17 protein-coding genes are annotated in these 19,308 nt (G+C 69.4%); 10 read left to right on the forward strand and 7 right to left on the reverse strand.

What is annotated here, in order from left to right; all coding sequences use genetic code 11:
• Positions 1–105: 105 nt before the first annotated feature.
• From ABD798_RS11745 to ABD798_RS11755, 3 genes are all read left to right on the forward strand, one after another.
• The gene (locus ABD798_RS11745) at positions 106–1,302 is read left to right on the forward strand and encodes a sensor histidine kinase (RefSeq protein ID WP_344873689.1); all 1,197 of its coding nucleotides are present in this window, start codon (positions 106–108) and stop codon (positions 1,300–1,302) included.
• Positions 1,299–1,949, forward strand: a complete 651-nt coding sequence (locus tag ABD798_RS11750) for a response regulator (RefSeq protein WP_344873691.1) — start codon at positions 1,299–1,301, stop codon at positions 1,947–1,949. The genes ABD798_RS11745 and ABD798_RS11750 overlap by 4 nt, the downstream gene beginning before the upstream one ends.
• Positions 1,950–2,625: 676 nt before the next feature.
• A complete protein-coding gene (locus tag ABD798_RS11755) occupies positions 2,626–5,253 on the forward strand; it encodes a CHAT domain-containing protein (RefSeq protein ID WP_344873693.1) in 2,628 nt (875 codons plus the stop codon).
• Here the strand turns inward: ABD798_RS11755 and ABD798_RS11760 are convergent.
• The gene (locus ABD798_RS11760) at positions 5,225–5,674 is read right to left on the reverse strand and encodes an SRPBCC family protein (RefSeq protein ID WP_344873695.1); all 450 of its coding nucleotides are present in this window, start codon (positions 5,672–5,674) and stop codon (positions 5,225–5,227) included. The genes ABD798_RS11755 and ABD798_RS11760 overlap by 29 nt on opposite strands.
• 70 nt (positions 5,675–5,744) lie before the next feature.
• Between ABD798_RS11760 and ABD798_RS11765 the strand changes: the two genes are divergently transcribed.
• Entirely contained in the window at positions 5,745–6,215 is a 471-nt protein-coding gene (locus ABD798_RS11765) for a DUF4383 domain-containing protein (RefSeq protein WP_344873697.1), read from the forward strand.
• Here ABD798_RS11765 and ABD798_RS11770 read toward each other — a convergent pair.
• Complete coding sequence (locus tag ABD798_RS11770) at positions 6,212–8,929, reverse strand: TIM-barrel domain-containing protein (RefSeq protein WP_344873699.1); 2,718 nt, start codon at positions 8,927–8,929, stop codon at positions 6,212–6,214. The genes ABD798_RS11765 and ABD798_RS11770 overlap by 4 nt on opposite strands.
• A 115-nt stretch (positions 8,930–9,044) precedes the next feature.
• Here ABD798_RS11770 and ABD798_RS11775 point away from each other — a divergent pair, with 115 nt between their 5' ends.
• The 3 genes from ABD798_RS11775 to ABD798_RS11785 all read left to right on the forward strand — a co-directional run bounded on the left by ABD798_RS11775 (position 9,045) and on the right by ABD798_RS11785 (position 12,776).
• Positions 9,045–9,641: a mechanosensitive ion channel domain-containing protein gene (locus ABD798_RS11775; RefSeq protein ID WP_344873701.1), complete on the forward strand. Its 597-nt coding sequence runs from the start codon at positions 9,045–9,047 to the stop codon at positions 9,639–9,641.
• An 85-nt stretch (positions 9,642–9,726) separates the two neighbouring features.
• Positions 9,727–11,973 (forward strand): alpha-N-acetylglucosaminidase, encoded by a 2,247-nt coding sequence (locus tag ABD798_RS11780; RefSeq protein WP_344873703.1) that lies wholly within the window; start codon positions 9,727–9,729, stop codon positions 11,971–11,973.
• Between the two features lie 41 nt (positions 11,974–12,014).
• Entirely contained in the window at positions 12,015–12,776 is a 762-nt protein-coding gene (locus ABD798_RS11785) for an EI24 domain-containing protein (RefSeq protein WP_344873706.1), read from the forward strand.
• Between the two features lie 158 nt (positions 12,777–12,934).
• Here the strand turns inward: ABD798_RS11785 and ABD798_RS11790 are convergent, their stop codons facing one another.
• Both ABD798_RS11790 and ABD798_RS11795 read right to left on the reverse strand, forming a co-directional pair.
• Positions 12,935–13,219, reverse strand: a complete 285-nt coding sequence (locus ABD798_RS11790; RefSeq protein WP_344874008.1) for a DUF6355 family natural product biosynthesis protein — start codon at positions 13,217–13,219, stop codon at positions 12,935–12,937.
• A gap of 131 nt (positions 13,220–13,350) precedes the next feature.
• Positions 13,351–14,010, reverse strand: coding sequence for a GntR family transcriptional regulator (locus tag ABD798_RS11795; protein WP_344873708.1), 660 nt, complete (start codon positions 14,008–14,010; stop codon positions 13,351–13,353).
• A gap of 90 nt (positions 14,011–14,100) precedes the next feature.
• Between ABD798_RS11795 and ABD798_RS11800 the strand changes: the two genes are divergently transcribed.
• Both ABD798_RS11800 and ABD798_RS11805 read left to right on the forward strand, forming a co-directional pair.
• Positions 14,101–14,523, forward strand: coding sequence for a VOC family protein (locus ABD798_RS11800; RefSeq protein ID WP_344873710.1), 423 nt, complete (start codon positions 14,101–14,103; stop codon positions 14,521–14,523).
• Entirely contained in the window at positions 14,520–15,248 is a 729-nt protein-coding gene (locus ABD798_RS11805) for an SDR family NAD(P)-dependent oxidoreductase (RefSeq protein WP_344873712.1), read from the forward strand. The genes ABD798_RS11800 and ABD798_RS11805 overlap by 4 nt, the downstream gene beginning before the upstream one ends.
• On the opposite strand, the gene ABD798_RS11810 is transcribed toward ABD798_RS11805, so the two are convergent.
• Complete coding sequence (locus ABD798_RS11810) at positions 15,223–16,323, reverse strand: LacI family DNA-binding transcriptional regulator (protein WP_344873714.1); 1,101 nt, start codon at positions 16,321–16,323, stop codon at positions 15,223–15,225. The genes ABD798_RS11805 and ABD798_RS11810 overlap by 26 nt on opposite strands.
• An 85-nt stretch (positions 16,324–16,408) precedes the next feature.
• Here ABD798_RS11810 and ABD798_RS11815 point away from each other — a divergent pair, with 85 nt between their 5' ends.
• Positions 16,409–17,602, forward strand: coding sequence for an MFS transporter (locus ABD798_RS11815; RefSeq protein ID WP_344874010.1), 1,194 nt, complete (start codon positions 16,409–16,411; stop codon positions 17,600–17,602).
• On the opposite strand, the gene ABD798_RS11820 is transcribed toward ABD798_RS11815, so the two are convergent.
• Positions 17,571–18,326 (reverse strand): ABC transporter permease, encoded by a 756-nt coding sequence (locus tag ABD798_RS11820; RefSeq protein ID WP_344873716.1) that lies wholly within the window; start codon positions 18,324–18,326, stop codon positions 17,571–17,573. The genes ABD798_RS11815 and ABD798_RS11820 overlap by 32 nt on opposite strands.
• Positions 18,323–19,240, reverse strand: a complete 918-nt coding sequence (locus ABD798_RS11825; protein ID WP_344873718.1) for an ABC transporter ATP-binding protein — start codon at positions 19,238–19,240, stop codon at positions 18,323–18,325. The genes ABD798_RS11820 and ABD798_RS11825 overlap by 4 nt, the downstream gene beginning before the upstream one ends.
• Positions 19,241–19,308: the final 68 nt, after the last annotated feature.

Below are 19,308 nucleotides of genomic sequence, written 5' to 3' on the forward strand. Positions count from 1 at the left end.
CCAGCGGGCCGGGCCGTCACCCGATCGGTCGGCCGAATGGCCGAGGGCGGTCATGGCCGCGTGGCCGACCCGCTCCCGGCCGCGGTGGTCGTAGCCTGCTGTCTCGTGGACAACTCCCTGGCGAGCTGGCAGGCACTCATGCGCCGGCAGTGGCCGATCGCGCTCGCGCTCGGCTTGTTGCTGGTCGCGGAGCTGGTGTCGACGGGGCCCACGCGCGACCTGCTCGCGCTCCCGCCCGCCGTGCTGCTCGCCGCGGTCGCGGTGATCTCCCCGCGCAGGCCGATCGACGCCGCGTTCATCGGCGCGGCGATGCTCGTCGGGACCTCGCTGGGCTACTCCTTCACCGGCACCGACACCTTTGCCGTCTTCAGCCCGGTGTCCCCGTCGGAGACCGCGTCGATGATGGTGCTGATCGCGACGGTGGTCCGCTCCGCGCCGGGGCGGTGGGCGACGACGGCCGTGGTGACGATCTGGTTCTCCGGTCTCGTCGCGGCGATCTTCAGGCCCCACAACGCCCGGTCGGGCTGGTCGCTGAACAACTTCGACGAGGCGTTCCCGACCTTCATGCTGTTCGCGCTCGCCGTCGGCACCGGACTGTACTTCCGGGCTCGGGAGAAGGACCGGCAGCGCACCGTCACGCACGCGGTGACCTCGGCGCAGCAGCAGGAACGCATCGCGCTGGCCCGCGAACTGCACGACGTCGTCGCGCACCACGTCACCGGGATCGTCGTGCAGGCCCAGGCCGCGATGATCGTCGCCGAGAAGGATCCCCTTGCGGCGCAAAGGATTCTGCCCAGCGTCGCGCGCAGCGGAAGCGACGCGCTGACCGCGATGCGACGGCTGGTCGGCACGCTGCGCGACGCCGACGCGCGGATCGGCGTCGACGCCGCGGAGTCCGCGACCGCCGACCTCGCCGCCGACGTGCGCAAGGTGGTCGAGGAGGCGCGCGAGATCGGACCGCCGATCGAACTGCGGATCGACCTGCGCGCGGAGGTGCCCGCCGAGGTGGCGCGCTCCGTGCTGCGACTGGTGCAGGAGGCGCTGACCAACGCGCACAAGCACGCGCTGAACGCCTCGGTGATCAAGATCGACGTGATCAGCGAGGAGGGCAGGACGCGGGTGGTCGTCGCCGACGACGGGCAGGGCTCGGCCCATGATCCGATCGGCGGCTCCGGCGGCTACGGTCTGGTCGGAATGCGGGAACGCGTCGAACTGCTCGGCGGTCGCTTCTCGGCCGGCCGGGGGTGGAAGGGCGGCTGGGAGGTCTTCGCCGAGCTGCCGGTCGGGGAGGCCAAGCAATGACGATCCGGGTGCTCATCGCCGACGACCAGGACATGGTGCGCATCGGCTTCCGGATGATCCTGGAGAACGAGGACGACATGGAGGTCGTCGCCGACGTCCGGGACGGCATCTCCGCGGTGAGCAAGGCGCGCGAGCTGCGGCCCGACGTGTGCCTGATGGACATCCGCATGCCTGGGCTCGACGGCTTGGAGGTCACCAGGCAGCTGTGCGGCCCCGGCGTCACCGACCCGATCAAGGTCGTCGTCGTGACCACCTTCGACCTCGACGAGTACGTGCACACCGCTCTGGCCAACGGCGCCAGTGGCTTCCTGCTGAAGGACGCCGGTCCCGCGCTGCTCGTGGAGGCCGTGCGGGCCGCCGAGCGCGGGGACGCGTTGATCTCGCCGCAGATCACCGTGCGGATGCTGGAGCACTTCAACAAGCCTTCGGTCAGCGTGGCCGACAAGCCGCACGAGGCGTTGACCGAGCGCGAGCTGGATGTTGTGCGCGCGGTGGCTCGGGGGCTGACCAACACCGAGATCGGCGCCGAGCTGTTCCTGTCGCTGTCCACCGTGAAGACGCACCTGGCGTCCGTGCAGTCCAAGCTCGGCGCGCGCAACCGCGTGGAGATCGCTTCGTGGGCGTGGCGCTCCGGCCTGATGACCTGAGCCTCGCTCGTTTGGTGCGCTCAACCACCTCAATGACTCGTTCAGCGCGTTGAAGTAGCTGAATGAGTCATTGAGGACTCTCAAGTACCTGAAGGAGTCATTCGGGGAGTTGAGGTACCTCAATGAGTCATTCAGGGCCCTCCAACGCACTGAACGGGTCGTTCAGGGGCCTGAGCGCGCTGAACGGGTCGTTTGGGGCCCTCCAACGCACTGAACGGGTCGTTCAGGGGCCTGAGCGCGCTGAACGGGTCGTTTGGTGCGTTCAAGTACCTGAAGGGGTCGTTCGGGGCTTACGAGGGGGAACGGGGCGTTGGGGGCGGCGGGGACGTAACCAATGCGGCATTGGTTACGTCTGGCGAAACAAATGCCACATTGGGTACGTCGCGGCGGGGGTGGGTGTGGGGGTTGAGGTTTGGGGTCGTTGGGGGCTCGTGCGTGCAAGAGTTGGTGATTGAGGGGTTCCCGTCGTGATCGATGGCAGGCGTCGCGAAGTCGGGCCGGGTGAGCGGTTGCAGAACGGGCCGGACCGGGGTGCGATGGGCGCCCAGGAGCACAAGGGGCCTGAAAGCAACGGGCCAGGAGGCAGCGACCCTGCAAACAACGGCCCTGCAAACAGCGACCCTGCAAACAGCGGCCCTGTAGACGACGGCCCGCGCCGCTGAGACGGAGGCGGATCATGCTCGACCGGCTCAGCTTCGACGTCGCGGTGCGCGGCCCGAAACCGCTCAAAGCGGCGGACCGCGAGGTCAACGCGGTCCTGACGGTCTCGGCGCACCCGTTGCCGAGGACGGCGGAAGTGATCGTCTTCGACCGGTCGAACCGGGCGGGGTTCGCGGCGGTGAAGGCGCACGTGCTCAGCGCGGTCGACGCGATCGCGGACGGGGTGGAGTTCGCGGTGGTCGCGGGCACGACGACGCTGCCGGACGGGGCGCGCCTGGTGGTGGCGGACCAGCGGACGCGAGCGGCGGCGAAGGCGGCGGTCGGGAAGCTGGGGCGGCAGGGCGGAGCGCGGTTCGCGGACTGGCTCGGGCGAGCCGCCGTGATGCTCACCGAGCACGCCGGGCCGCACCCGCGCGCGATGTTGATCACGGCGGGGACCAGGCAGGAGTTCGCGGAGGCGGCGGCGCCGTACGCGGACCGCTTCCTGTGCAACTACGTGGGCCCGGACAGCTCCACGGAGGGCGTCGAGGACGGCGTCCACCTGCGACTGGAGCTGCCGAAGCACGCGCGCCTGCGCTTCCTGCGGCAGATCTCGCCCCGGCAGGTCGATCTCACCGACGAGGCGAGCCCACTGGGGTTCAGCACGGGGACGTGGGGCGCGGAGTCCCGTGAGTACCAGCTGAGCATCGAGATCCCGGCGACGCCGATCGTGTCGCAGTTCCTCGCGGCGCGCGCGACCCTCGTGCGGCATGGGGAAGACGGGAAGCCGGTCCGGCTCGCGCACGTCAATGTCATTGCGCAGATGGAGATTCCGCTACCGGTGTTCGAGGAAGCCGATGATGGGCCCTCGCTCCGGTCGGGCGGCGAGCGCATCGGGGTACTTCCGAGCGCCTCCGCGAACGCCGTGAACACGGGCTTCGCCGAAGCGGACGCGCCACTGGTGCCGTTGACACCGGACGCGACGTTGCGGCCCGCCTGGGGTTACTGGTTCTGGCTCGATGTCGGAGCGCTCGTCAGCGCTTCCGTTGAGGCGACACCGATGTCGTTGCAGCCCTACCTGCCGGCGAACTCGCAGCTGACCGTTGTGCTGTACGGATTCCCCGGAGAGCTCGGTATCGATCCGGCATCGGCCACCGGAGTGCTGGAGATGAACGCGGACGGCTCGGCGCGCGTGCTCCGCCAACCGTCCATTGTGGAGCATCCGACCCGGCTGTTCTTCCCCGTCCGCACTCCGCGCGAGCTGCGGCCGCTTCGCCTGCGCTGCAACATCTACTGGCAGCAGGAGTTGATCCAGTCGCAACTCGTCACCGCGAACCCCGGTGAACTGAAGTCCACTGTGGACTTTCGCATCGCGGATCCGGACGATGTGCCGCTGCGGTACACGCCGTACCAGTACAGCGCGAGCCTGCTGCTCGACGACGACGGCAGGGGGACGCACGCGCTGCGGGTGTTCGCCAAGCAGGGCGAGGACGTGCTGCGGGCGGAGGCGAGCATCTCCGGGCACCAGCTGACGAGCGCGATCAGGATGGCCAGGGGCGCGCTGAGCCGGGTGGCGTGGGGCAACGAGCACCCGTGGCGCGAGGAGTTCACCTACCGCTACGCGCTCCCACCGAGCGTCGAGCAGGTCAGCAACGACCTGATCACCTTGGCGGTCAACGGTTATCGGCTCTACCACGTGCTGGTCAGGGCCTTGGGCCGCTCGGTGAACGAGAACTCCTACGACATGGCCGACCGCATCGCCGACGCGCTCGGCGCTCCGGGTTTCGTGCAGATCGCCTTGAAAGAAGGCGCTCAGCACGTGATCCCCGCAGCGATGGTCTACGACCTGCCGGTGGACAGCAACGCGCCGAAGTTGGCTCTGTGTCAGGACTTCCTGGACTGGGCGAGCCGCAACGAGATCCCTCGGAGCCCCTGCCTCCAGCGCCAATGCCGCCAGGCGCTGAGGCCGAACCCGAACGTCGTGTGCCCCGGTGGCTTCTGGGGTTTCCGCCACGCGCTCGGGTTGCCCGCGTCGCTCGGGGCGGCGCCCGCCGTGCCGTCGCTGCTCCCCCACGACGGCGGAGCGCGGCTCGTCGGCGGGGTCTACGAGGACTTCGCCTCGACGGCCGCACACCGCGACGCGCTGCGAGAGCTCTTGCCGTGGAAGGACTACCGGCTCGGCGAGGACCGGGAGAGCACGCTCGCGGCACTCAAGGGCGACCCGCAGATCGTCTACTTCTACTGCCACGGCGGCGTGAGCGGCGAGGTCCCGTACCTCCAGGTCGGCAGGCGGGGCGGGCCGACGATCACCCCGGACACCCTCCGCGAACGGCGGCCGCGGTGGTCGTGGAGCCGACCGCTGGTGTTCCTGAACGGCTGCCGGACAACGGATCTGGAGCCGGAGCGGGCGATCGACTTCGTGAGCTTCTTCGTCGAGGACGCCTTCGCGTGCGGGGTGATCGGCACCGAGATCACGGTCTTCGAGCAGATGGCCGACCAGTTCGCCGAGGAGGTCCTGCGCGGCTTCCTCGTGCACGGCGAGCCGATCGGCGCCGCCGTGACCCGCGCGCGGATCTCCTTGCTGGCCAACGGGAATCCGCTGGGGCTGGCCTACATCCCGTTCGTCTCGCCGACGGTCACGATGGCGCCTCTGCGAGTTCCTTGAGCCGCACCAGGGTCTTCTCGATGTTGGCCCGGTTGTGGCTCTCCCGGTCGACGACTCCGGTGCCGACCGGCGCGATCACCGCGCGGAAGAGGCGATTGCGCAGGTCACGGGTGCTCTCCGTGACGCGGCACCCCAGGTCGCTCTCCTCGATGTCGTAGCGCCACTCCGCGACGAGCGAGCCGAAGCTCCGCACGCGGTAGGCGAAGCAGCGCCCGGGCTCGGCGAGGACGACCTCCGCCGTGGTCCACCAGCGGAAGAGCCCGTTGCGGTTCCCGGCGCGGAACCTCGCGCCGACGCCGCGCGCGGAGCTCAGCCAGCGCGCGTCCGTCGACTCCGCAACGAAGCGGCTCTGCCGTGCCACGTCGCTGACCAGGCCGTACACGGCTTCCGGCGACGCGCTGATGTCAACGCTGCGTTCCATGCGCCGCACGATCCTCGTATGCGGAGGTGTTGTCGAGGGTGCACGCGCGAATAGCGGGTAGCCAGCGAGTATGAACAGCACACCTGCGGCCGCGCAGCCGCACAGCTCGCGCTTTCCCTGGCCGCAGGTCACCGCGTTGGTCGTCGGCGCCGTGTACTTCCTGATCGGCCTGGTCGGCTTCACCGTGACCGGGTTCGACGACTTCTTCATGCACGACCACGACGTTCACCTGCTGGGCTTCACGGTGAACCCGCTGCACAACCTCGTGCACTTCGCGATCGGCTTGGCCGGAGCAGCCGCGTCGACGGGGTTGCGGGCCACCGCCGTGTTCGGCTGGGTGCTCGCGATCGCGTACGGAGCGGTGTTCGTCTTCGGCCTGTTCGCGGTGTCCACGCCGGAGATCAACTTCCTGAACATCAACTGGGCGGACAACGGCCTGCACTTGGTCAGCGCGGCCGTCGGTGTGCTGGTAGCCGTCGGGGCGACGAAGATCGCCACCAGGGAAGGCTGGACCGATCCGCCCCGCCCGGGAACGAACTAGCGCGCAGTCGTGGTGAGGGTGGTCTGGGCGGTGGCGGCGGCGGTGATCTTGACTGTGAGGGTTCGGGCCGCCGCGTCGTAGGTGAACGGAGTGGCTGCGCCAGCGACCGCAACGGCTTGCGGAGCAGCTGCGACATCGCGGATGTTCACGGTCCACGTTCGGTTCGGCACGGCTCCGGGGAAGGTGCCGACGCGAGGCATGATCGTGAGCGTTCCAGAGCCCGCGCGCTCGGTGTAGCGGATCTCGGTCCGACCGAATTCCCCTGCGCGGTAAGCATTTCCCTCTCCGGCGTCCTCGTACAGCGAGAACGTGCCGATGCCACCGGAGGCGACGTCCAGGGTCACCTGGTCCAACGGCCGCTGCCCGGAGTGGTCGACGTAGTCGGTGCGCGTGGGCAGGATTCCGCCGCCCCGCAGGAAAACCGGCATCGTGGAAAGGTCGGTGCTGACCTCCTGCACGGACGGCCCGGTGTAGCGCTTGCCGGTGAAGTGGTCGACCCAGCTGCCCGGCGGGAACCAGACCTTCGTCTTCACATCGGTCATCCCGGGCGAAGCCACGGGCGCGACCAGCACGTCGTCGCCGTAGAGGTACTGGCGGTCGAAGCGGTAGGCGTCCTCGTGCTCGGGGTAGTTGAGGTACATCCCCCGCGTCATCGGCAGGCCGGTGTCGTGGGCCTGCCGCGCGAGCGAGTACGTGTAAGGGACAAGGGATTCGCGGAGCTGAAGGAACTTCGTCGCGGACGCGCGCGCCTGGTCGGCGTAGTCCCACGGCAGGCGGACACCGTGGTTGGAGTGCAGGCGCAGCAACGGTTGGAAGGTGCCGAACTGCACCCACCGCGCGTACAGGTCCTCGGGGAGCTTGTTGCCGTTCTCCGGGTAGTTGTGCGCGCCGATGTCGTGCGACTCGTAGGGCATGCCGATGTTGCCGCGCCGAATCGTGTAGTACGAGGCGAAGGACAGCAGCTCCCACGTGGACGTCGTATCCATCGAAGTGTCCACTGTGTACCGATGCTCGGCCCAGGGACCCGCGGGGTAAGCCGGAGTGAGCGCGTAGCCGCCGAAGCCGCTTCCGCTGCGGTTCCAGGAAAAACCGCGCTTGCCCTGGTCGTCCGCGCGCTTGGCGTACTGGGCGTTGAGCACGCTGTCCGGGGAGATGCCTTCGCCGCGCGCCATGCTGCCGTCGCAGCAGCTGTCCGGCCACCACACGTCGACTCCCTGCTCCTCGAACTTCCGGTGCAGGTTGAAGTAGGCGGCGGACTCGGCGGGGTTGCTGAGGTCGAAGACCCGGCACTCCTCGGACAGGTTGCAGAGCCCGACGCGCAGGTCCCGGCCCAGCTCGGCGCGGACCTCGGCGTAGCGCGGATCGCTGGTGGCGATGCTGGGGTGGATGTTGAGCGAGACGCGGATGCCTTCGCGGTGCGCCCAGTCGAAGAAACCCTTGGGGTCCGGGAAGTACTGCGGATCCCAGTCCCACCCGTTCCACTTGTTCGGCGCCTTGAAGTCGGTGTCCACCACGAGCGCGTCGAGCGGGACCTTGTTGGCGCGGAAGCCCGGCACGATTTCGTTGCGGTAGTCGGCGTCGGAGTGCGCGTAGTACCGCGAGTACCAGTTGCCGAAAGTCCAGCGGGGCAACAACATCGACGGCCCGGTGAGGTCGCGGAAGTCTCGGAGACCCTGCCGGTAGTCGTGGCCGTAGCCGAAGAAGTAGCCGTCCTGGTAGTCGCCCGTCCGCTTGGGGCGCGCGACGACCGAGCCGTTGGGCTGCATGATCCCGGTCTCGGTGTCGTTGAGCAGGTACCAGCCGTCGCGGCTGATCATGCCTTCGTAGAGCGCGCGCGGGCCGTCGGCCTCGTCGAGGCTGCGCCGCCAGCCGCCGAGGTTCGCGGCCGTGTGCGCGGGATCGGCCGGGATCGGATAGGCGGCGTCCAGCGGGGTGAGGGCGACGCTGTCGATGTCCACTCCGCAGCGCCCGACCTCCGTGCACTTCACCGCCATGGCCGGAGCGCCCGCCGGGAGGTCGACCTCGACCTTGGCGATGGCGCGGGTCTCCCAGCCGCCGGTGGGTCCGAGGGTGATCGGGACGCTGACGTCGCCCGCCGTCACGGTCATGGTCTGCGGCTCACCACTGGGCACCGCGTTGGCGTAGCGGACCTGCACGGAGTGCTTGCCAGCAGGGACTTTCTTGGCCGTCCAGCCGACCGTGGCGTTGCGGCGGGTCAGCCCGGCGACGTAGCCGCGACCGGTGAAGCCGGGGTGCTCGTCGGCGATGATCGCGCCGTTGACGTTGCGCTGCGTCTCGGCCTCGCAGAGCGCGCCGTAGTCGCACGAGCCGACCAGCTCCCACGCCGGGCGCGCGGTCACCGGCATCGACCCGGCCATCAGGTCCACGCGCAGGTTGTCCTGGTTGAACGGCCCGGAATTCAGCCGGTACTGCAACGTCAGCTTGCCCGTGCGAATGATGAGCAGACCCTTTTCCTGGGTCTTGGTGAAGGCGACGCGGGGTAGCTGGCGATTGACCGCGTTGAATGTGGGGCGGTCCTCGAATCGGCGGTCCCCGGCGTATTCCATCCGGATCAACGTCGGTGTCAACACCTCGAAGCGAGCCGCTCCACTGACCACGGATGCGCCACCGGAGTCGGCGACCACGGGTGCGGCGGAACCGAGCACGACCGCCATCACCATCGCGATGGCCAAAGGGGTTCTGCGCAACACCATCGCCCGCTCCCCGCCTATTCCGCTGATTCGCGACAAGCGTAAGCCTGATCACTGTCCGCCCGCTGTCCGCCGATGGGCTGTTAGCCGGACGGGGGCTCCTGGGTACCCGGGCGGCATGAGAGTTCTCCCGCTGGGCATCGCCGTGGTGGCAGCCGTCTCGGGCCTCGCGCTCGCCGGAGCACCGGGCTCGCTGCTCGACCCCGACGACCGCGCCCTCGCCAAGATCCTGCTCGTCGCGGGCACCGTGCTGTTCCTCGTCGGCGGGATCGCCGTGACCAGGTTGCTCGCGGCCGACATCGACCGCAGGTTCGACCAGCGCGGGCTCCAGTCGGCCGGTTCCGTGGTCAAGATCGGCATCACCGTCGTCGGATACGTGCTGGTCGCGCTGACCGCGCTCGGCCTGATGGCGGTGCCGGTGCAGCAGCTGCTGCTGGGCGGCGCGATCACCGGCGTGGTGGTCGGCATCGCCGCGCAGCAGACGCTGGCGAACGTCTTCGCCGGGCTGGTCGTGCTCTTCGTGCGGCCGTTCAAGGTCGGCGACACCATCGAGGTGCGCTCCGGAGCGCTGAACGGGCCGTTCGTCGGGCGGGTCATCGCGCTCGGGCTGACCTACGTGACGCTGTCCACCGAGGACGGCACCCTGCTGCTGCCGAATTCCGGAGTGCTGGCCTCGGGTTTGACCGTCAACCTGCCTTCCTCCGCCTCGGTGTGACTCCTGCATTCGCATGACTCCTCTGGCCAGCGGGCGTGGAAACCCGGACAGTTAGTGGGAAAACCGGCATTCGGGGGCTGATCACATGACCCGTTTCCACCGCCGCGGCTTCCTGCACACCGCGTTGGCCGGAGCACTGGTAGCGGCCACACCCGGTTTGGCGTCAGCGGAATCCCCGCGACCTCCACGCACATTCGACACGGCAGCACTCAGAACTGCGATCACCCGTTTGCTTGGCGGAAACACCGGATGGGCGCAACAGTTCGACCTACGGCCCGTGGAACCGCCGAGCGGCGCTTACGACGTATTCGACATCTCGGGCGAGCGCGGAGCGATCGAACTCGCCGCGAGCAGTCCGGTCGCGCTGATGTCGGGATTTCACTGGTGGCTCAAGCACGTCGCGGGCGGGCACCTGTCCACCAACGGCGACCGGCTCGACCTGCCCCGCCAGCTGCCCGCGCCGAAGCGGCCGATCACGAAGACGACCTCGCTGACCGACCGCTACGCGTACAACTTCACGGTCTTCGGCTACACCATGCCGTACTGGCACTGGGAGGACTGGGAGCGCGAGCTCGACCTGCTCGCGGCCAGCGGCTACAACCGCGTCCTGTCCATGGTCGGCCAGGAGATCATCTGGTACGAGCTGTTCCAGGGCTTCGGGCTCACCGAGTACGAGGTGCGGCAGTGGATCGCGCAGCCGGCGCACCAGCCGTGGCAGTGGTACGGCGAGATCACCGGCTACGACGACGGCGAGTCCGCCTACAGCGGCCCGGTCAGCGTCGAGCTGATGCGCAAGCGCGCCGAGCTCGGCAAGAAGATCAACGAGCGGATGTGGCAGCTCGGCATCACCCCGGTGCTGCCCGCGTTCATCGGCCACGTGCCGGACCGGGTCTTCGCCGAGCGCAACCCCTTCGCCAAGGTGATCCCGCAGGAGGACTACGGCGGGCACCTGCGGCCGTGGTGGCTCGCGGCGACCGACCCGCTGTGGCCTCAGCTCGCCGAGCAGTTCTACCGCTTGCAGGCCAAGCACTTCGGCACCTCGACGCACTACTCCAACGACCTCATGCACGAGGGCGGGGTGCTCGGCGACGTCAAGATCGGAGACGCCGGGCGCGCGGTGCAGGGCGCGCTCACCAAGGCCGTGCCGAACGCGACGTGGCTCTTGCAGGCGTGGCAGGGCAATCCGCGCAAGGAGCTGATCGAGGCGATCGACAAGGACCGCGTGATCGTGCTCGACCTCGACTCCGACGACGGTCCACTGTGGAACAAGACGAATGCTTTCTGGGGCGCGCCTTGGGCTTGGGGCACCATCCAGAACTTCGGTGGGCGCCTGGGCATGTTCGGCAACCTCGTCGAGCCCGGGCGCACGCTGCCCGCGGTGCGCAAGGCGGCCGACCGGGGGCGGCTCACCGGGACCGCGATGGTGCTGGAGGGGACCTACCACAACCCCGTCGTCGGCGACCTGCTCGCGGAGATGACGTGGCGGGACGAGCCGGTCGAGCTGGACGGTTGGATCGCCGACTACGTGCGGCGGCGCTACGGGAGCTCCGACCAGAACGCGCTGACGGCGTGGCGGGTGCTGCTGAACACGGCGTACTCGTACAAGTCGACCAACCACACCAGCGGTGAGGGCCCGCACGAGACGCCGTTCGCCGCCGAGCCCTCGTTGACGGTCACCTCCGCGTCCTCGTTCGCACCGAAGACGTGGCGCTACCCGCCCGAGCAGTTCGAACCCGCGCTCGCCGCGTTGCTGCGCGTGCACCCGATGCTGCGGCAGCTCAAGACCTACCGCTATGACCTCGTCGACGTCACCCGTCAAGTGCTCGCCAACCGGGCTCGGCGCGTGCTCGACCGCGTCCGCGCGGCCTACCAGGCGAAGAACCGGCTCGAAGTGGAACGGCTGGGCGAGCGGTTCCTGCACTACGCCGACCTGACCGATCGCGTGCTCGGCACGCACGAGCAGTGGATGCTCGGGCCGTGGGAGCAGCGCGCGAAGGCGTGGGCAGGCACTCCGCTCGAAGAGGAGGTCCTGGTGTGGAACGCCAGGTCCATCCTCACGATCTGGACGATCAAGGGTTGCGGCGTGTTCCACGAGTACGCCAACCGCGACTGGCACGGGCTGATGGGCGACTACTACCGAGCGCGGTGGCAGCGCTGGTTCACCGAGCTGGCCAAAACTGTCGACCTCGGCGTGCCTCCGGTGTTCACCGACTGGTGCTCGCGAGCCGACAACTGGGCGCGGCGCGCGGCGGTGCACCCGGCCAAGCCGATCGGCGACACGTACACGATCGCCGCCGGGATCGCGGCGGAGTTGGCGGGTGAAAACGACTAAACCCCTGACGCGCGCCTGTCCGGTTGTGACAGATTTGCCCGGTGCGCGATTTCTTCAAGGGACTTCGGATGTTCGGTCAAGGACTGGGCATTCTTCTGAGCAAACCGAGGCTGCTGCTGATCGGCGCGCTGCCGGCGATCATCACGACAGCGCTGCTGATCGGCGGCCTCGTCACCCTGTTCTTCTCACTGGACGAACTGGCCGCGCTGGTCACGCCGTTCGCCGACACGTGGTCGGAGGGCGCGCGGAACGTCCTGCGGATCGCGGCCTCCGTCGTGCTGTTCGCGGCGGGTCTGATGCTCGGCAGCTTCCTGTTCTCGGCGTTGACGCTCGCCATCGGCGGCCCGTTCTACGAGACCATCGCGGAGAAGGTCGAGGACGACCTCGGCGGCGTCCCCAACGCGGTCGACCTCGGCTTCTTCACCTTGCTGGGCATGGGGATCGCGGACACGTTCCGGCTGCTGCTGCGGTCGCTGATGTTCACCGTCCCGCTGTTCTTCGCCGGGTTCATCCCGGTGTTCGGGCAGTTCGTCGTACCGGCGCTGATCGTGCTCGTGACGTCGTGGTTCATGGCGCTCGAACTGATCGGCGTGCCGTTCTACCGGCGCGGCATGGCGTTGAAGGAGCGGCGGGACCTGCTGCGCAAGCGCCGGATGCTCGGCTTCGGTCTCGGCCTGCCCGCCGCACTGCTGTGCATGATCCCGATCCTGGGCATCATCGTCATGCCCGTGGCCTTCGTCGGCGGAGTCCTCGTGGCCCGCGAGCTCGTCGGCCTGTCCTCCACCGCTCCCGCCCGGGCTTAGCCGTTCTTCCGTTTCGCACCCGTTCCCCGCAATGGGTGCGAAACGGATGCGCGCGGCGCTTGTGGGTGGGGTTTGCTGCGGTTAGCGATGATCGACAGGGGGGTTGGGGGGTCTTGAAGACGCCCCAACCCCCGATGATGCCGGGCGTGGGGCCGGGGTCAGCAGAGGCCGGTGTACCAGGCGTCAATCGTTCGGAAACCGTCGATGTGGCCCTCGATGTCAATCACGCCGGGCGGGACGCACAGGTCCTGCTCGGTGAAGGCGATGTTCTTCACCTTGATGTTCACCCGGGTCGGGCCGCAGTGGTTGTAGCGGGCGCGGAAGTCCGGGGTCTTGCCGGGGGCGATGAACCCGCAGTGGTACTCCCGAGCACTCTCGGCGGCCTGGGCACCGGGGACGAGCACGGTGCAGGCGAGCGCGGCACTGATGGCCGCGGCACTCATTTTCTTCACGGCGGCACTGTGCTGCACCCGGTCGGCATTTCATCGCAAAACGGACATAGCTCGCCCGTTCGAAGGAACACGAAAGCTGATCGGGAAAGGCTTCGTTTCGTTGCCGCGCAACGGAAACTCCGCTAGGGCGCGAGGTCCTTGGTGAGGGCGGTCATGGCGCCGAGGACGTGCTCCTCCGCTACGCGGGCCAGGCGCTTCTCGGCGGTGCCGCGCAGCAGCTCGACGAGTTCGCGGTGTTCGTCGACGACGAGGCCGCGGTAGCCCGCCCGGCCGAGGCGGATGCGGGTCAGTTGGCAGAGGCGGACCGATGAGCGCAGCGCCAGCCACGCCTCGCACAGCCTGCGGTGCCGGGCGGCGCGGTACACGCGGTCGTGGAACTCGATGTCGAGCGCGAGCAGTTCGACGGCCTCGGCGCCGGACTCGACGGCGATGGCCATGCGGTCGACGACGTCGTCGAGTTCGGCCAGCTCAGCGGGGGTGGCGCGCTGCGCGGCGAGGGTGCTGGCCAGGCGCTCGATGGTGGCGCGCAGGGTGTAGACCTCCTCGGCCACCTCGGGCGTGACGTCGGTGACGCGGGTGCCGCGGTGCCACTCGCTCTGCACGAGGCCCTCGTGCTCCAGCGACGCGAGCGCCTCGCGGACGGCGCCCCTGCTGACGCCGAGGGTCGCGGCCAGCTCGACCTCGCGCAGCGCCGTCCCTGGCAGGAACGTGCCGTCGAGGATGGCGTCACGGATGCGGTCCGCGGCGTCACCGGAGAGACCCCGACGCTCCACCTTCTTCATTTTTCCATCCTAGCGATCCCTTGCGCTACGCGTATAGCCTGCGAGAACGTGAGCATGACTTGTCCGAATGTCGACATTAGGAGGAGCGCGATGAGCGCACTGCCCAGGTTCCACCTCGCCGTCCCGGTGAACGACATCGACGCGGCGCGCTCCTTCTACGGCGGAGTGCTCGGGCTGGCCGAGGGGCGTTCGGCGCAGCGGTGGATCGACTGGAACCTCTACGGCCATCAGTTCGTCACGCACCTGTCCGAAGAGGACGGTGGGGACGCGGCGAGCAATCCCGTTGACGGGCACCAGGTTCCGGTGCCGCACTTCGGGTTGCTGCTGACGATCGAGGACTTCCACGCGCTGGCGGAGCGCATCAGGGGCGCGGGCGTGGAGTTCGTGATCGAGCCCTACCTGCGCTTCGCGGGCCAGCCGGGTGAGCAGTGGACGATGTTCTTCCGCGATCCGGCCGGGAACGCGTTGGAGTTCAAGGCGTTCGCGGACGACTCGCAGGTCTTCGCGAAGTGAGGCGGGTCCTCGTCACGGGCGCCTCGGGAGGCATCGGGCGCGCCATCGCCAGGGCGTTCGCGGCCGACGGGGCCGAGGTCGCGGTGCACTACTCCTCCCGCCGTGAGCAGGCACAAGAGACGTTGGAGGGCAGTGTTCTCGTCCAAGGCGATATCGCAGATCCCGCGCAGGCCAAACGAATCGTGGAGGAAGCGGCTGCCGGGCTCGGCGGGCTGGACGTGTTGGTCAACAACGCGGCGGCCAACGTCGCGCACCCGATCGCCGAAACGTCCTATGAGGACTGGACTGCGGCGTGGCGGCACACCGTTGACGTGAACCTGGTGGGGGCGGCCAACCTCAGCTACTGCGCCGCGCAGATCATGATCGGCCAGAAGAGCGGGCGCATCATCAACATCGGTTCGCGCGGAGCTTTTCGCGGTGAGCCCGACCACCCCGCCTACGGAGCGAGCAAGGCCGGGCTGCACGCGCTCGGCCAGTCGCTCGCGGTCGCCCTTGCGCCGCACGGGATCGCGGTGACCTCGGTGGCACCGGGGTTCGTCGAGACCGACCGCGTCGCGGACAGGCTCGCGGGCGAATCCGGAGAGCGAATCCGTGCTCAGAGTCCCTTCGGCCGCGTCGCTGAACCGGAGGAGATCGCGTCGGCGGTGCTGTGGCTGGCCTCGCCGGAAGCGGTGTGGGCCTCGGGCACGGTCGTGGACCTCAACGGGGCTTCCCACCTGCGCTGACCGGCGGCGCCGTTGAAGCCCTGACCACGAGTTCGGTCGGGAGCACGGTCGGCTTGGGCGCTTTGCGGCCGGACAGCAGCAGCAACGCCAGCTCCCCCGCGATGCGCCCCTTGCCGAGCAGGTCCTGGCGAACCGTGGTCAGCGGCGGGTCGAGCAGCCGCGCGGTGGGCGTGTCGTCGAAGCCGACCAGCGACAGGTCCTCCGGGACGCGCAGACCGAGCTGCCGGGCGGCCGTCGTCGCGGCGGCGGCCAGCTCGTCGGACATGCACAGCAGCGCGGTCAGCCCGGGTTCCTCGACGAGCGCGGCGTGCGCGCCGGCGACGGCCCGTTCGCGGTCCATGCCGCTGAACTCCCAGATCGGCACGGAGTCGGGGTCGATCCCGGCCTCGGCGATGACGTCGAGGTAGCCGCCGAGCCGCTCGCGGTTGATCCGGAACGGGCTGGCCTCGGCCTCCGCGCGGCTGCGCCGGCCGCCGGGGAAGCCGTACATGCAGTCCTGCGCGAGCACGCCGATCCGCCGGTGCCCCAGCTCGACGAGGTGCCGGGCAGCGGCCTCGGAACCACCTCGGTCGTCGATGCCCACGACCGCCGCACCGGGCAGGTGGGGCTCGTCGACCACCACGAGCGGCAGCCCGCGATCACGCACGGCTTGCAGGGCGGAAGCCTTGTCGGACAAGGAGTACGACACCATCAGGTCGGCCTGGGCGCGCATCACCCGCTCCGCCCTCGGGCCGCCGTCCTCACCGCCGGGCAGCAGCACGAGCGCGTGCTCCCCCGGCGCGATGGCCGTGGCGAAGGCGTCCAGCGTGATCGACAGCGCCGGATCGGAGAAGGCGATGGACAGGTTGGCGTCGAGCATGAACGCGATCGCCCCGGACTGGCTGCGCGCCAGGCTGCGGGCGACGGGGTTCGGCCCCGCGTAGCCGAGGCGCTTGGCGGCGTCGAGCACCCGCGCGCGCAGCTCGGCGGAGAGCTGGTCCGGTCGGTTGTACGCGTTGGACACCGTGGCCCTGGAGACACCGACCGCCGCCGCGACATCGTCGAGCGTCGGACGCCGACGCCGTGTGACATTCACCATCGCAGTCTAGGACGGCCGCAAACCACTGGACTTACTGAAGCGCTTAAGTCACTGTGGGAAAAGAGAAGGGAGGAGATACGTGATCAACCACAGGATCGCGGTGTTCGTCGTGTTCGCACTCAACGGGGCCGCGTTCGGCTCCTGGGCGCCGCGCATGCCCGCGCTGGCCGAGACCCTGCGCGCGGAGCCGGGAACGCTCGGGCTCGCACTGCTCGGGGCGAGCGTCGGCATGGTGCTGGCGGCGTCCTTCTGCGGCAGAGCCGTCGAGCGCTTCGGCGCGCGGTTGGGGATCGCCGTGCCGCTGCTGGTCGGGGCCGCCGCGCTGCCACTGATCGGCCTGGTGGACTCGATCCCGTTGCTGGCGGCGGTGTTGCTGGTGCTCGGAGCGGCGACCGGCGTGGTCGACGTGGCCATGAACGTGGCCGGGGTGGCGATCGAGCGCGCGGGTGGCAAGGCGGTCATGCCCGTGCTGCACGCGGGGTTCAGCGTCGGAGCGATGCTCGGCGCGGGCGGCGCCGCCCTCGCGGCCAGGCAGGGCTTGTCGGTCGCGAAGCACCTGAGCGTGGTCGCGGTGATCACCGCGCTCGTGCTCCTCGCGGTGATCAAGTCGGTTCCGAAGACAGCCGCAGCCGCTTCGGCAGAGCCCGTCGTCAACGGCAAGGTCGCGGGGCGGCCGGTGTTGTGGCTGCTGGCCAGCATCGCGCTGTGCTCGGCCATCGCCGAAGGCGGGAGCGCGGACTGGTCGGCGTTGTTGCTGGTCACCGAGCACGGGATGGCGCAAGACGCCGCAGCGCTCGGGTACGCGGCCTTCGCGGGCTCGATGGCGATCGCCAGGTTCGCGGGCGCGTGGACGCAGAACCGCTTCGGAGCGGCGAGAACCCTGTGCTGCGGTGCGGTTCTGGCCTCGGCCGGGCTGCTCATCTCCGCACTCGTACCCGGCGGTGGCTACCTGGGCTTCGTGATGGCCGGAGCCGGTCTCGCCGGGGCCTTCCCGATCGCGCTCGGCCTGGCCGGAGCGGCGGGCAGGCGCCCGGACGGCAGCGGCGGGGAGCGCGAGATCGCGTTCGTCTCCGCGTTGGCCTACAGCGGTTTCCTGTTCGGGCCGCCGATGATCGGCGGGATCGCGCAGCTGACCTCGCTGTCGCTGTCCTTCGTCGCGGTCGGGCTGACCACCGCGCTGATCGCGCCGGCGGCGGTGGCCGCGACCCGCTCCCTGGCAAGGGAACGAGCCGCGGCCGAGGAGGTCAGGACCTCGGTTCCCAGCGGAACCACCTGAGCGCGGCGTAGACCGCGAGCACCGCCCACAGCAGTGAAGCACCGGCGGCGGGCCCGGCGGAGACCAGCTGCTCCACGAACCCGACCGACCTGCCGTCCCAGGTCACCCCGAGCCAGCCGGTGCGCAGCATCTCGGCGATCCCGCCGCCAGGCAGGGCGACGGAGATCCAGTGCGCCATCTGGTTGTCCGCGAGGAACGAGCTGGCGGCGGCACCGGCGGCCACCATGAAGATCGGCAGCGTGGTGAGCTGCGCGTTCTCCGGAGTCTTGGTGAACACGGTCGAGGCCATGCCCGCCGCGGCGAACAGCGCGAGCCCGATCAGCACACCGGCGGCGAACAGCAGTGGGTTGGCCGGGATCGGCGCCCCCGCCGCCATCGCGATGATCGCGAGCACCAACGACTGTGCGAAACCCAGCACCAGCACGGGTCCGACCGTGCCGGCCAGCACACCGAAGTCGGTCAGCTCGCCGCTGCGCAGGCGCTTCAGGAACAGGTCCTGCCTGCGCGCGGTGAGCGTGGTGGTGATGGTGATGTAGACGGTCATCAGCAGCACGAGCATGATCTGCAGCGTGACCACGACGCCCCAGCCGCCCCCGCCGAACGAAGAGCCCTGGTAGGCCATGTAGCCACCGAGCCCCAGCGGGAACGCGATGGCCATGAACATGACCGTCCGGTTGCGCCACAACAACTTCAGCTCGGTTCCCCCGAGCGCGAGCACCCTCATGCCGCCTCTCCCATCCGCTCGGCCACCTGGTGGAAGACGTCCTCCAGCGAGGCGTGGTGCGCGCGCAGGCGCCCCAGGTCGGCCCCGCGCTGGTCGGCCCAGGCGAGCAGCGCGCTCAGATCGTGTTGCAGGCGCGAAGAGTTCAGCTCGATCCGGCCCGCGTTGTTGGTGAAGTTGGACATCCCCGGCAGCACCGGCAGCTCGGTCACCGCGATCCCGTGCGGCAGGTCGAAGGCGATCCGCGCCGGATGGGTCGCGAGCACCTCGTCCAGCGTCCCGTGCACGCTGATCCGCCCTCTGTCCATGATGGACAATCGGTTGGCCAGCGTCTCGGCCTCCTCCAGGTAGTGCGTGGTGAGCAGCACCGTCGTCCCCTCGACGAGCAGCCCGCGCACGACCTCCCACGTGCGCTTGCGCGACTCCGGGTCGAGCCCGGTGGTCGGCTCGTCCAGGAACAGCACCTCCGGCCGGTTGAGCACGGCGAGCGCCAGATCGAGCCGCCTGCGCTCGCCGCCGGAGAGCTGCTTCACCGCCACGTCCGAGCGGTGACCGAGGTCCAGCAGCTCCAGCACGTCCAGCCGCCCCCGACGGGCAGTGGTGATCTTCCCCCACAGCTGGAGCGTCTCGGCCACGGTCAGGTCACCGGCGAAACCGCTGTCCTGCAACATGACCCCGATCCGCGAGCGCAGGCGCCCCCGGTCGGCCACCGGGTCGAGGCCGAGCACCCGCACGGTCCCCCCGGAAGCGCGCCGATGCCCTTCGAGGGTCTCGACAGCCGTTGTCTTTCCCGCGCCGTTCGTGCCGAGCAGTGCGTACAGCTCGCCCGGACGGACTTGCAGGTCGATCCCCCGCACCGCCTCGAACGAGCCGTAGGCGCACCGGAGCCCGACGGCGTCGATCGCGTATTCGTTCACGGGACAAAGCCTGCTGGAGCTGGAGCTCCGCCAGTAGTGCGCGCGATCATCACTCAGGGCGGTGGTGC

This window comes from Allokutzneria multivorans (assembly GCF_039537405.1).
Lineage (GTDB): Bacteria > Actinomycetota > Actinomycetes > Mycobacteriales > Pseudonocardiaceae > Allokutzneria > Allokutzneria multivorans.